At 63.6% G+C, this 12,548-nt stretch carries 18 protein-coding genes; 1 reads left to right on the forward strand and 17 read right to left on the reverse strand.

The genetic code is table 11. The features are described 5' to 3' along the window. Positions 1-38 precede the first annotated feature (38 nt). Complete coding sequence (eccE, locus tag CH275_RS22375) at positions 39-1,679, forward strand: type VII secretion protein EccE (RefSeq protein ID WP_256991175.1); 1,641 nt, start codon at positions 39-41, stop codon at positions 1,677-1,679. A 6-nt stretch (positions 1,680-1,685) separates the two neighbouring features. Here eccE and CH275_RS22380 read toward each other — a convergent pair whose 3' ends face one another. The 17 genes from CH275_RS22380 to rplF form a co-directional block, all read right to left on the reverse strand. After that, complete coding sequence (locus CH275_RS22380) at positions 1,686-2,243, reverse strand: NADPH-dependent FMN reductase (protein ID WP_094680450.1); 558 nt, start codon at positions 2,241-2,243, stop codon at positions 1,686-1,688. 30 nt (positions 2,244-2,273) lie between these two features. After that, positions 2,274-3,170 carry a tRNA pseudouridine(38-40) synthase TruA gene (truA, locus tag CH275_RS22385; protein WP_094680451.1) on the reverse strand — a complete coding sequence of 299 codons (897 nt, stop codon included), beginning with the start codon at positions 3,168-3,170 and terminating at the stop codon, positions 2,274-2,276. A 5-nt stretch (positions 3,171-3,175) separates the two neighbouring features. Then, entirely contained in the window at positions 3,176-3,763 is a 588-nt protein-coding gene (gene rplQ, locus CH275_RS22390; protein ID WP_094680452.1) for a 50S ribosomal protein L17, read from the reverse strand. Positions 3,764-3,797: 34 nt separating this feature from the next. Continuing rightward, positions 3,798-4,862, reverse strand: a complete 1,065-nt coding sequence (locus CH275_RS22395; protein WP_008718222.1) for a DNA-directed RNA polymerase subunit alpha — start codon at positions 4,860-4,862, stop codon at positions 3,798-3,800. Between the two features lie 99 nt (positions 4,863-4,961). Next, a complete protein-coding gene (rpsD, locus tag CH275_RS22400) occupies positions 4,962-5,567 on the reverse strand; it encodes a 30S ribosomal protein S4 (protein WP_008718223.1) in 606 nt (201 codons plus the stop codon). A 21-nt stretch (positions 5,568-5,588) separates the two neighbouring features. Further along, positions 5,589-6,002 (reverse strand): 30S ribosomal protein S11, encoded by a 414-nt coding sequence (rpsK, locus tag CH275_RS22405; protein ID WP_027496331.1) that lies wholly within the window; start codon positions 6,000-6,002, stop codon positions 5,589-5,591. Further along, positions 6,002-6,376, reverse strand: coding sequence for a 30S ribosomal protein S13 (rpsM, locus tag CH275_RS22410; protein ID WP_008718227.1), 375 nt, complete (start codon positions 6,374-6,376; stop codon positions 6,002-6,004). Before rpsM ends, rpsK begins: the two co-directional genes overlap by 1 nt. A 204-nt stretch (positions 6,377-6,580) precedes the next feature. After that, complete coding sequence (rpmJ, locus tag CH275_RS22415) at positions 6,581-6,694, reverse strand: 50S ribosomal protein L36 (protein ID WP_025347279.1); 114 nt, start codon at positions 6,692-6,694, stop codon at positions 6,581-6,583. Between the two features lie 88 nt (positions 6,695-6,782). After that, positions 6,783-7,004, reverse strand: a complete 222-nt coding sequence (gene infA / locus CH275_RS22420; protein ID WP_005140011.1) for a translation initiation factor IF-1 — start codon at positions 7,002-7,004, stop codon at positions 6,783-6,785. A gap of 264 nt (positions 7,005-7,268) precedes the next feature. Next, complete coding sequence (gene map, locus CH275_RS22425) at positions 7,269-8,063, reverse strand: type I methionyl aminopeptidase (protein WP_094680453.1); 795 nt, start codon at positions 8,061-8,063, stop codon at positions 7,269-7,271. Next, a complete protein-coding gene (locus CH275_RS22430; RefSeq protein ID WP_094680454.1) occupies positions 8,063-8,617 on the reverse strand; it encodes an adenylate kinase in 555 nt (184 codons plus the stop codon). The genes map and CH275_RS22430 overlap by 1 nt, the downstream gene beginning before the upstream one ends. After that, entirely contained in the window at positions 8,614-9,936 is a 1,323-nt protein-coding gene (secY, locus tag CH275_RS22435) for a preprotein translocase subunit SecY (protein WP_094680577.1), read from the reverse strand. The genes CH275_RS22430 and secY overlap by 4 nt, the downstream gene beginning before the upstream one ends. 314 nt (positions 9,937-10,250) lie before the next feature. Continuing rightward, positions 10,251-10,694: a 50S ribosomal protein L15 gene (rplO, locus tag CH275_RS22440; RefSeq protein ID WP_027496326.1), complete on the reverse strand. Its 444-nt coding sequence runs from the start codon at positions 10,692-10,694 to the stop codon at positions 10,251-10,253. Between the two features lie 2 nt (positions 10,695-10,696). Continuing rightward, positions 10,697-10,876, reverse strand: coding sequence for a 50S ribosomal protein L30 (gene rpmD / locus CH275_RS22445; RefSeq protein ID WP_008718256.1), 180 nt, complete (start codon positions 10,874-10,876; stop codon positions 10,697-10,699). After that, positions 10,876-11,550, reverse strand: a complete 675-nt coding sequence (gene rpsE, locus CH275_RS22450; protein ID WP_032365630.1) for a 30S ribosomal protein S5 — start codon at positions 11,548-11,550, stop codon at positions 10,876-10,878. Before rpsE ends, rpmD begins: the two co-directional genes overlap by 1 nt. 34 nt (positions 11,551-11,584) lie before the next feature. Continuing rightward, the gene (gene rplR, locus CH275_RS22455; RefSeq protein WP_032365631.1) at positions 11,585-12,001 is read right to left on the reverse strand and encodes a 50S ribosomal protein L18; all 417 of its coding nucleotides are present in this window, start codon (positions 11,999-12,001) and stop codon (positions 11,585-11,587) included. Position 12,002: 1 nt separating this feature from the next. Then, entirely contained in the window at positions 12,003-12,542 is a 540-nt protein-coding gene (gene rplF / locus CH275_RS22460) for a 50S ribosomal protein L6 (protein ID WP_032376650.1), read from the reverse strand. Positions 12,543-12,548: the final 6 nt, after the last annotated feature.

Genomic DNA, 12,548 nt, shown 5'->3' on the forward strand with positions numbered 1-12,548 from the left:
GATCGGCGGTGCCTCTCGCGGCACCTACGGTTCGGCGAGTGATCGCGGCCGAAATCGCGGCGTCGGTGACGAGTCTGACGTTGCTCGCAGCCCAGGTGCGTCCACTGTGGGCACTGACGGCAGCGGCGGCGGTGGCGCTCGTTCCGTTCGTGACGGTTCTTCGCCGACCGGTCCTCGCCTGGCTCCGAGTCATCTGGCGGTTCGCCGCGAACCGCTCTCCCGCAGTGGGCGTCACCACCGATCACACCACCACCGATGACACCGGTGCGACAGGCCGCTCCGTCGGCGTCCACTGGCAGCGCGACACCGTCACCTGCGCACTCGAAATCGTCCCGCCGAAGCACGCAACCACCGTGCTCGGTAGGGCGAACGCAGACACGCAGTACGCGCTCCCGGTCGACGCACTCGCGTCGTGTCTGCAGCAACACGACATCGGTGTCTCGTCGATCGACGTTGTCGCACTCGGATTCCGCAGCGCGCCGGGCTCGGTCGCCACCGATGTCTACGAGGCACTCATCGGTCCGCTTCCCGCAGTGGCGCTGCGGACGGAATGGGTCGCGGTCACACTCGACCTGCGTGCGAATGCGCGCGCGATCGAAGCCAGAGGCGGAGGCAGACCGGGAGCAGCCCGCACCGCCGTCGTCGCAACGACGAGGGTCCAGCGCGCGCTGCAGGCCGAAGGACTGTCCTCACGACTGTTGACGGGAGCAGAACTCCGATCTGCTCTGCTGCACCTGTGTCGCGGGGTGAGTACCGATGACCTGACACAGACGTGGTCGACGGCACCTCTACCCGGAGTGTCGAGCACAGGATTCGGAATCGATTACGGTGCAATGGATTCCGAAGACATCGCTACCCTGTGGGCGACGCCGTCGCTGGGCACGACGATGTCGTTGCATCTGGAACCGGCCCGTGGCAGCGGCAGTCTCCGCGTCCGCGGATCATGCAGATTCGCCACTCGAACGCCGATTGCGAAACCCCGTGTCCGCGGATTGACCTCGTTGAGCGGAAGTCAACGCGACGGCATCTTCGCCCAGCTACCCCTGGCGGTAGCTGGACTGAAGTCGCTCTCGCCCACCAGAATCCTCGATGTCTCGGCACTGAACGAACTCGCCCTTCCGGTGACCGGCTGCGGCCAGCTTCTGGGATCCGACGCCGGCGGAAACGGTGTGGCTGCGCGGTTGTTCGGTCCGGGGATTGCGCGGGTTCGGATTGCCGGGGAGCTCTACCTCGCTCAGCAAGTGCTGTTTCGTGCCATCGCCACCGGAGCAAGGGTGCTCGTTCGGACCGATCGACCGCACGCGTGGCGATCACTCCTCGATGCGATAGGTGCACCCGATCGATTGTCGGTCGACGGCAACACCGCGCGCGCCCGCTCGTCGCACGACGTGCTTTTGCTCGATTTCGCCGACGGGTCGGAACCCCCTGAGCAGCAGAATCTTTCGGGTGTGACCGTGATATCTCTGACCGAGCATGTGCCGCGGAACAACCGCATCGAACGAGAACCGCTCCTGCCACGGCAGGAGCCGACTCTGTCGATCGTCCAACCTCGCGCATCGGGCGATCGCATTCGGGTGCGCTCGGGTCAGCTCGACGTCGAGCTGACACTGGTCACCATTGCTCAGGAAACGGCGTTCATCGGTCGCCCGCGAAGTCTGCGACCGGCTGTGCGTGCCTGAGCGGGCTCAGCCCGGGTAGTCGATCCGCTCCCGCGCGCCGGCGACCGCATCGGCCCACCACTCGACCTGGTCGAGCAGTCGACCCAAGGCATCGACCGCGGCCGCGTCGTCGATTCCGCCCTCGTTGTCGAACCGCTTACGCACGCGGTGCAGCGACACTGCATCTCGAACGGACACCATGTGCAGTTCGGCGGTGATCTGTCGCAGTTGTTCGGTGGCGCGGACTCCGCCGCCGAGACCTCCGTACGACACGAAGCCCACCGGCTTGGCTCGCCACTCGTATTTCACCGTGTCGAGCGCAGTCTTCAGCGATCCGGGTACTCCGTGGTTGTACTCGGGCGTCACGAACACGAAGGCGTCGCACGCGCCGATCGTGCGGGTGAAGCGTTCGGTGTCGTCGTTCGGGACCAGGGTGTTGGGCAACTCGAAGTCGGCCACGTCCACGTCGACCACCTCGATGGTGTCTCGGGCGGCGGCGATGCCGCGTACCCAGGCCGCCACGGTGGGTCCTATACGACCCGCACGGACACTACCGACAACGATCGCGAGCTTTATCGGCTGCATCGTTCCGACACTAGCCCCGGCGGCGGTCCATCAGCCCTCTCCCCCACAGCATCCGTCACCGGTGATCGCCGACCGGACTTCTCGGGTGGCCGCATTCCGAGCGGCGAGCATGTCGTCCGTCGGATAGTCGACCCGCACCAGCGACAATCCGTGTGCCGGAGCAACCGTCACCTCGCTGGACCGCTCGCGCCGCGCCAGCAGCGACTGCGCCCATGCCGGAGTTCGCCGACCCTCGCCGACGGCTTGCATGGCACCGACGAGGCTGCGCACCATCGACCAACAGAATGCGTCGGCGCTGACATATGCGGTAAGGCGATCGCCGTCGCGTTCCCAGTCGAAGCGTTGCAATTCGCGCACCGTGGTGGCGCCGTCGCGCCTCTTGCAGAACGCCGCGAAGTCGTGCAGTCCTATCAGTGCCGCCGATGCCTCACGTACTGCGTCCAGATCGATGGGCCTCGGCCAGGACACGACGCCGGCTACGTCGAGGGGATCGACCCCGTAGAGCGCAGTGCCGAATCGGTACTCGTAGTGCCGTCGATATGCCGAGAAACGTGCGTCGAAATCACGAGAGACAGACGTGATCGCCCGCACTCGAACGTCGGTGGGTAGAAAGCGCGCCATTCGCCGGACCAGTCTGTCGTGATCGCCGGAAACATCGACGGCATCGAAGTGAGCCACCTGTCCCGTTGCGTGGACTCCGGCGTCGGTTCGCCCGGCAACGGTCAGCTCTATCGGTTGCCGCAGCACAGTGGAGAAGGCTTCTTCGAGCACTCCGCAGACGGTGCGGATACCCGGTTGGCGCGCCCATCCGGAGAAGTTCGTGCCGTCGTAGGAGATGTCGAGCCGAAATCTGGTGGGTACCGAAAAAGCGGGCCCGCCTTCCCCTGAGGGAATGGCGGGCCCGCTTCGATCGTGCTCGGAGCTCAAAAGGACTAGTCCTTCTTTGCTTCCTCGGCCTCGGGGGCGTCCGACGCGTGTGCGTCGTTGTCCTCGATGCCGTCGATGACTGCGTCGGCGTTGGCCACCTCGGAGTCGGTCGCGTCGGCTTCGACAGCCTCGACAACGTTCTCATCGGTTGCGTCCTCGGCCGGAGCCTCGGTAGCGGCGGGAGCAGCCTTCGATGCCTTCACGCGACGTGCGCGATCGGCCTCGTTGGACACCGTCTGCTCGTTGACGAGCTCGATGATGGCCATCGGCGAGTTGTCACCCTTGCGGGGGACGGTCTTGATGATGCGCGTGTAGCCACCGTCGCGATCGGCGAAGAAAGGCCCGATCTCGGCGAACAGCTTGTGCACGACATCTTTGTTGTTGATCGTCTTGAGAACCTCACGACGATGGGCCAGATCACCCTTTTTGGCATGGGTGACGAGCTTCTCGGCGTGGGGACGAAGGCGCTTGGCCTTCGACTCGGTGGTGGTGATGCGGCCGTGCTCGAAGAGTGACGTCGCCAGGTTGGCCAGGATGGCCTTCTGGTGCGACGCCGACCCGCCGAGACGGCGGCCCTTGGTGGGCTTGGGCATGATGAATCTCCTAGTAAGAGCTCCAGCGAGCTGATTACAGCTGTTCTGTCTCGGCGTAGTCCTGCTCGGCACCTTCGGTGTCGCTGAAGGAGCCGGCGTCGGTGTCACTCCACGTGCCCGTGGTGGCGTCGTAGCCAGGCACGGTGCTCGGATCGAACGACGCGGGGCTGTCCTTGAGGGAGAGGCCGAGCGAATGCAGCTTGACCTTCACCTCGTCGATGGACTTCTGCCCGAAGTTACGGATGTCGAGCAGATCGGACTCGGTACGGCCAACCAGCTCGCCGACGGTGTGAACACCCTCGCGCTTGAGGCAGTTGTAGGAACGGACGGTGAGGTCCAGATCCTCGATGGGGAGTCCGAAGGAAGCGATGTGATCGGCCTCGGCGGGCGAGGGTCCGATCTCGATGCCTTCTGCTTCGACGTTCAGCTCACGGGCGAGGCCGAAGAGCTCAACCAGGGTCTTGCCCGCCGAAGCGAGCGCGTCCCGCGCGGTGATGGAATTCTTGGTCTCCACGTCGAGCACGAGCCGATCGAAGTCGGTGCGCTGTTCGACGCGGGTGGCCTCCACCTTGTAGGTGACCTTGAGCACGGGCGAGTAGATCGAGTCGACCGGAATACGGCCGATCTCGGCACCCGAAGCCTTGTTCTGAACGGCGGGGACGTAGCCGCGACCGCGCTCGACAACGAGCTCGATCTCCAACTTGCCCTTGTCGTTCAGGGTCGCGATGTGCAGATCCGGGTTGTTCACCGTGACGCCGGCCGGGGGAACGATGTCGCCTGCGGTGACAGCGCCGGGGCCCTGCTTGCGGACGTACATGGTGACCGGTTCGTCTTCTTCGGAGCTCACCACGAGGCCCTTGAGGTTCAGAATGATGTCGGTGACATCTTCCTTGACTCCGGGAACGGTGGTGAATTCGTGGAGGACGCCGTCGATACGGATGCTGGTGACAGCAGCGCCGGGGATCGACGACAGCAGGGTGCGGCGGAGCGAGTTGCCGAGTGTGTAACCGAAGCCGGGCTCGAGCGGCTCGATGACGAATTTCGAGCGGTTGTCGGCGATGACCTCTTCGGTCAGCGTCGGGCGCTGTGAAATGAGCATTGTGTGTTCCTCCTGTACGGGCGTCCGCTATTTGACGCCCACGTGTGGAGGCGAAGACGCATGTGAGCCTCGCGAGGAGACTCACATGCGTGCTGCGCCTTACTTCGAGTAGTACTCGACGATGAGCTGCTCCTGGAGCGGCACGTCGATCTGTGCGCGCTCCGGCACCCGGTGAACCAGGATGCGAAGACGGTTGGGAACGACCTGCAGCCACGGTGCGACCGGACGATCGCCGTAGCTCTCGCGGGCGATCTGGATCGGCAGAGTCTGTGCGGACTTCTCGCGGACATCGATGATGTCGTACTGCGAGACGCGGTAGCTGGGGATGTCCACTCGCTTGTTGTTCACGAGGAAGTGGCCATGGGTGACCAGCTGGCGTGCCTGACGACGCGTACGTGCGAGACCCGCACGGTAGACGACGTTGTCGAGACGAGTCTCGAGGATGGTCAGCAGGTTCTCACCGGTCTTGCCGGCGGCCCTGTTGGCTTCCTTGTAGTACAGACGGAACTGCTTCTCCATGACGCCGTAGGTGAAGCGAGCCTTCTGCTTCTCCTGCAGCTGGAGCAGGTACTCGCTCTCCTTGATCCGCGCACGGCCGTGCTGGCCGGGCGGGTAGGGACGACGCTCGAACGCCTGGTCGCCTCCGACGAGGTCGACGCGCAGACGACGCGACTTGCGGGTGATAGGACCGGTATAACGTGCCATTTTCTAAACCTTTCCTTCCCGCTAGACCCGACGCCGCTTGGGCGGACGGCAGCCGTTGTGCGGCTGAGGGGTGACATCGGAGATGGTGCCGACCTCGAGGCCAGCGGCCTGAAGCGAGCGGATCGCGGTCTCACGGCCGGAGCCGGGACCCTTGACGAAGACGTCGACCTTCTTGACGCCGTGCTCCTGTGCCTTGCGCGCAGCGTTCTCTGCTGCGAGCTGTGCGGCGAACGGAGTCGACTTGCGCGAGCCCTTGAAGCCCACGTGTCCCGAGGACGCCCACGAGATGACGTTTCCGGCGGGGTCGGTGATCGACACGATCGTGTTGTTGAACGTGCTCTTGATGTGCGCAGATCCGTGCGGGACGTTCTTCTTGTCCCTGCGACGCGTCTTCTGCGCCTTCTTCGGACCGGTACCGCGTGCTTTGGGGGGCATTACTTCGCCTTCTTCTTGCCGGCAATGGTGCGCTTGGGTCCCTTACGGGTACGCGCATTGGTCTTGGTGCGCTGTCCACGGACGGGCAGACCACGACGGTGGCGAAGACCCTGGTAGCAGCCGATTTCGATCTTGCGACGGATGTCGGCCTGAACCTCGCGGCGCAGGTCGCCCTCGACCTTGAGGGACTCGTTGATGTAATCGCTGAGCTTGCGCAGATCGTCGTCGCCGAGATCCTTGCTTCGCAGGTCGGGGCTGACGCCCGTCGCTGTGAGGATTTCCTTGGAGCGGGTACGGCCGACGCCGTAGATGTAAGTCAGTGCGATCTCCATGCGCTTTTCGCGCGGCAGATCCACACCTGCGAGACGTGCCATGTGGCATTTCCTTTTCTTGTCCGGAGGTCTGCTCCCAGTCCGTCCCCTGTGTCCTTCTCACCGCTGGGGTGTGAAGCGTCTTTCAACAAACTCAGTGGGGCCCCGGCCTCCGTGCCGGGGGTATGCCGCAACGCGTGTGTCGCGGTTGGTGCTGGGAGGTCATCTTCTAGCTGTTGCCAAGCCGACGTGCGAAATGCTCGGTGGTTATCCCTGACGCTGCTTGTGCCGCAGGTTGTCGCAGATCACCATGACGCGCCCGTTACGACGAATCACCTTGCACTTTTCGCAGATCTTCTTGACGCTCGGCTGAACCTTCACGTCGTTGATCTCCTGTGTGTAGCTCGGCCCGCTGCGCGCAGTGGCCCCGAGCATGGTTCTCCCCGACCGGACGTGGCCGGGGAAGCTCTTACTTGTAGCGGTAAACGATGCGTCCACGCGTGAGGTCGTAGGGCGAAAGCTCTACCACGACGCGATCCTCGGGAAGGATGCGAATGTAGTGCTGACGCATCTTTCCGCTGATGTGAGCGAGTACCTTGTGGCCGTTTTCGAGCTCAATGCGAAACATCGCATTGGGCAGCGGTTCGACAACTCGGCCCTCTACCTCGATAGCACCGTCTTTCTTGGCCATATCCTCCGCGATCCTGGCTCTCACACCTGGTTGATTGCATCTGTTTCCGTTACCGTGATGCCCACTGACCGACCCGAGTGAACAGGACGGCGTATCGCCGGAACAATTCGCAGCCCTCGAGGCACGCGAACATCCGGTACGCAGGGCGCACCGTCGGTCAATGTTACCGGCAAAGCCCCGGGGGGCCAAATGAGCGTTGGCCACACAGGTTGACCAGCGTCGCAGCGCAAACGCTGGTTCGCGCGATTGACTGAACCGACGTTCCTACGGACGTAGCGTGAGAATTCGAGGTCCGTCCTCGGTGACGGCCACGGTGTGTTCCCAGTGCGCCGATCGGGATCCGTCGGTGGTGACGACAGTCCACCCGTCGTCGAGAATGTCGGTTTCGTACGTGCCGAGAGTCAGCATCGGTTCGATTGCGAGCGTCGATCCGACGACCAACTCCGGGCCCTTGCCCGGTGCACCCTCGTTCGCCAGGAACGGATCCATGTGCATTTCGCGCCCGATGCCGTGGCCGCCGTATCCGTCGACGATTCCGTACTTACGGCCGTGCGCCTGCTCCGCCGCGTGAGTTCCGGTTTCGATTGCATGCGAGACGTCGGTGAGGCGGTTGCCGGGAAGCATCGCAGCGATGCCCGCTTCCATCGACAGTCTCGTGGCCTCGCTGAGCATCGAATCGGCCTCGATGATGTCTCCGACACCGAACGTCCATGCGGAGTCTCCGTGCCATCCGTCGAGCACGGCCCCACAGTCGATGGACACCAGATCGCCGGCGGCAAGAATCTCGTCGGCCGACGGAATGCCGTGTACGACACGGTCGTTCACCGACGAGCAGATGCTGCCGGTGAACCCGTGGTATCCGAGAAACGACGGAACAGCACCTGCATCGCGAATGACGGCCTCGGCCACACGGTCGAGTTCGAGAGTCGAGACCCCGGGTACCGCTGCGGCGCGTACGGCCACCAGAGCAGCACCCACGACTGCACCGGCCGCAGCCATGGCGTCGAGCTCGCCTGCGCTGCGGAACGGCACGACCTTGCGTTTACGGCCGAATGCCATTACTTGCCGTGGTCCTCGATGGACTTCAGCGCACGCGCGTTGACCTCGTCCACCTCACCGATGGCGTCGACGGTGACGATCTGTCCCGCGTAGTAGTCGAGAAGAGGAGCCGTCTCGTCCCGGTACACCTTGAGGCGATTGCGGATGACATCTTCTTTGTCGTCCTCGCGTCCGCGTGCCAGCATGCGTTCGACGACGACGTCCTCATCGACGACGAACGAGAGCACCGCGTCGAGCTTGGCGTTCAGATCCGACAGGATCCCCACGAGAGCCTCGGCCTGACCGACCGAGCGCGGGAAACCGTCGAGCAGAAAGCCGTCGACAGCATCGGGCTCGGCAAGACGACTGCGGACCATGTCGACGGTCAGTTCACTGGGAACCAGATCGCCTGCATCGAGGTACTTCTTCGCTTCCAGGCCGAGCGGGGTCTTCTCGCCGATGTTCGCGCGAAACAGATCTCCCGTGGAGATGTGGGGCACGCCCAGCTTCTCGGACAGGAGGACCGCTTGGGTGCCCTTGCCGGCACCGGGGGGACCGAGCAGAACAAGTCTCACTTGAGGAACCCTTCGTAGTTACGCTGCATCAGCTGGCTTTCGATCTGCTTCACGGTGTCCAGCCCGACGCTGACCATGATCAGCACGGCCGTACCACCGAACGGGAGGTTCTGGCCTCCGCCCGAACTGCCGATGTCGAGGAACAGGTTCGGAAGAACGGCAATGGTGCCCAGGTAGATCGATCCGGGCAAAGTGATGCGGCTGAGGACGTAATTCAGGTAATCGGCGGTCGGCTTGCCCGGGCGGATACCGGGGATGAACCCACCGAACTTCTTCATTTCGTCGGCACGCTCTTCGGGATTGAACGTGATCGCCACGTAGAAGTACGTGAAGAAGACGATGAGACCGAAGAAGATCGCGATGTACACCGGATTGGCAGGGTTCACCAGGTACTCGTTGATGATGCGCTGCCACCAACTGGGATCGGTTGCGGTACTCGCCGAGGTCAGCTGCGCGATCAGATTCGGCAGGTAGAGCAGCGAGGACGCGAAGATCACCGGGATGACACCCGCCTGGTTGACCTTGAGCGGGAGGTACGTGGAGGAACCGCCGTACATCTTCCGACCGACCATGCGCTTGGCGTACTGGACGGGAATTCGGCGCTGCCCCTGCTCGACGAAGACCACACCGGTGATGATGAGGAACGCTGCGAAGCAGACGAATCCGAACACCAGACCGCCGCGGCTCTCGAGGATGGAGCTGCCCTCGGACGGGATACGCGAGGCAATTCCCGCGAAGATCAGCAGCGACATTCCGTTGCCGACACCGCGTTCGGTGATGACCTCGCCGAACCACATGACGACGGCTGCGCCTGCAGTCATGACGAGCACGATGATGACGAGTCCGAAGATGGACTGATCGGCGATGATGTCCTGTTGGCATCCCTGGAGCAGCTGGCCGCGAGAAGCGAGGGCCACCAGGCCGGTCGCCTGCAGGATGGCCAGTGCGATCGACAGGTAACGCGTGTACTGCGTCATCTTGGCCTGTCCCGACTGTCCCTCCTTGCGGAGTTCCTCGAACTTCGGGATGACGACGGTGAGCAGCTGCACGATGATGCTGGCGGTGATGTACGGCATGATGCCGATCGCGAACACCGAGAGCTGAAGGAGCGCTCCACCGGAGAACAGGTTGATCAACGAATAGATGCCCGCCGAATCTCCACCGGAGACCTGGTCGATGCATGCTCGGACATTGGCGTAATCGACACCCGGCGACGGCAATGTGGCACCGAAGCGATACAGGGCCACCAGACCGAGCGTGAAGAGGATCTTCCGTCTCAGGTCAGGAGTCCTGAGGGCCGACACGAAGGCGGAAAGCAAAGATCCTCCTGGCACGACTGCGTTGACGCCGCGAGTGCTTCCCGGAGAGCCGACTGCTGCTCCCGTGAGCCTCACGAGCATGGACTGCGAACGACATTCATCGCCCGCATCGAAACGAACTTCTGTGAACTCTAGAACTCTAACAGTGCGTATCGAACGGCCCGACGGTCAGTGTTGGACCCTGTCCGTTCGGTCGACCGCGGCACATGGTGCCGAGGCAACGATGGCCGCAGCTCAGCTGCGAGAGCTGTGGCTGCGGCCATCGTCACGAACTGCTGCTCGACGCGCTGCTACTCAGCACATCGAAGCAATGCTCATACCTCGGTTGCAGAACCGCCGGCAGCGGCGATCTTTTCCTTGGCGGAGCCCGTGAACTTGTTGGCCGAGATGTCGACCTTCACGGTGAGGTTTCCGTCTCCGAGAACCTTGACGAGCTCGTTCTTGCGAACGGCCCCCTTGGCGATCAGCTCGGGGATACCGATCTGGCCGCCTTCGGGGAACAGACGCTCGATGTCGCGCAGGTTCACGACCTGGAACACGACACGGTTGCGGTTGGTGAAGCCCTTGAGCTTCGGGAGCCGCATGTGGAGGGGCATCTGGCCACCCTCGAAGCGTGCCGGCACGTTCTTGCGTGCGCCGGTTCCCTTGGTACCGCGACCTGCGGTCTTGCCGCGCTTGCCACCTTCACCACGGCCGACGCGAATCTTCGTCGACTTGGATCCGGCTGCGGGGCGCAGGTGGTGCAGTTTGATGGTCATGGTTAGACCTCCTCAACAGTTACGAGGTGGCGCACCGTGTTGACCAGTCCGCGGTTCTGCGGGTTGTCCTCGCGGACGACCGTCTGGCGGATGCCCTTGAGCCCGAGAGTACGCAGGCTGTCACGCTGGTTCGCCTTCTGGCCGATGGTGCTCTTGATCTGAGTGACCTTCAGCTGAGCCATTACTTCACCGCTCCTGCCTGTGCGCGTGCGCGCAGCATTCCGGCGGGTGCAACCTCTTCGAGGGTCAGGCCGCGGCGAGCCGCAACTTCCTCGGGACGCTGCAGACCCTTGAGGGCTGCGACGGTCGCGTGCACGACGTTGATGGCGTTGTCGCTACCGAGCGACTTCGACAGCACGTCGTGGACACCGGCGCACTCCAACACTGCGCGCACAGCGCCACCGGCGATGACGCCGGTACCGGCGCTGGCCGGACGCAACATGACGACGCCGGCAGCGGCCTCGCCCTGGATGGGGTGCGTGATGGTGCCGGCGATCATCGGGACGCGGAAGAAGCTCTTGCGAGCCTCCTCGACACCCTTCTGGATGGCCGCGGGAACTTCCTTGGCCTTGCCGTAGCCGACGCCGACCAGTCCGTTGCCGTCACCGACGATGACGAGGGCGGTGAAGCTGAAGCGTCGACCACCCTTGACCACCTTGGAGACACGGTTGATCGTGACGACCTTCTCGATGAAGTTCGACTTGTCCGCAGCGTTACCGCCACGGCCGTTGTCACGACGGTCACGACCGCCACCACCGCGGTTGTCGCCGCGCTGGTTGTTGTCGCCACCTGCGTTGGGGCCACTGTTCTGTCCGGCGGGGCCGCTTCCGCCGTCACGCCGTTGACGTCCCGGCATCAGGCTGTCCTTCCGTTGTCAGTCATTGTCATCATCAGAACGTCAACCCGCCTTCGCGGGCTGCGTCTGCGAGTGCCGCGATGCGGCCGCTGTAGTTGTTGCCGCCGCGGTCGAACACGACTGCCTCGACGCCGGCTGCCTTCGCACGGCTGGCGATGAGCTCGCCGACCTTCGCGCTGACGGCCTTCTTGTCGCCCTCGAGCGCGCGCACATCGGCTTCGATGCTCGACGCGCTGGCCAGCGTGTGGCCCGCGAGGTCGTCGATCAACTGCACGTGGATGTGTCGCGAGGACCGGTTGACGACCAAGCGCGGACGCTCGGGCGTTCCGGAGATCTTCTTGCGAAGGCGGAAGTGACGACGTGCCTTCGACAGGCGACGCTTCGTCGAGACGTCGGTGCCGCGCGGTGTGCGCTTGACGACGTTCGCCTTGTCTGCTGTTTGCTGGCTCATATCACTTACCCGTCTTTCCGACCTTGCGGCGGATCACTTCACCCTCGTAGCGGATGCCCTTGCCCTTGTACGGGTCCGGACGCCGCAGACGACGAATGTTGGCAGAGATCTGACCGACCTTCTGCTTGTCGATGCCGACAACGGTGAATCGCGTGGGCGACTCGACCGTGAACGTGATGCCCTCGGGTGCTTCGATCAGCACAGGATGGCTGTAACCGAGTGCGAACTCGAGGTCCTTGCCCTTGAGTACGACGCGGTAACCGACGCCGTGAATCTCCATCTTGGTGGTGTAACCGTTGGTGACACCGGTGATGAGGTTCGCAACGAGTGTGCGCGAGAGGCCATGCAGCGAGCGGCTCTTACGCTCGTCGTCCGGCCGGGTGACGGCGATGGTGCCGTCGTCGGCGCGAGCGATCTTGATGGGCTCGGCGACTGTCAGGCTCAGGGCACCCTTGGGGCCCTTGACCGCAACGTCCTGGCCGTCGATGGTGATATCGACGCCAGCGGGGACTGGGACCGGCAATTTTCCAATACGTGACATGGTGGT

It is taken from the genome of Rhodococcus sp. 06-235-1A (assembly GCF_002258785.1).
In the GTDB taxonomy this organism is placed as follows: Bacteria; Actinomycetota; Actinomycetes; order Mycobacteriales; family Mycobacteriaceae; genus Rhodococcoides.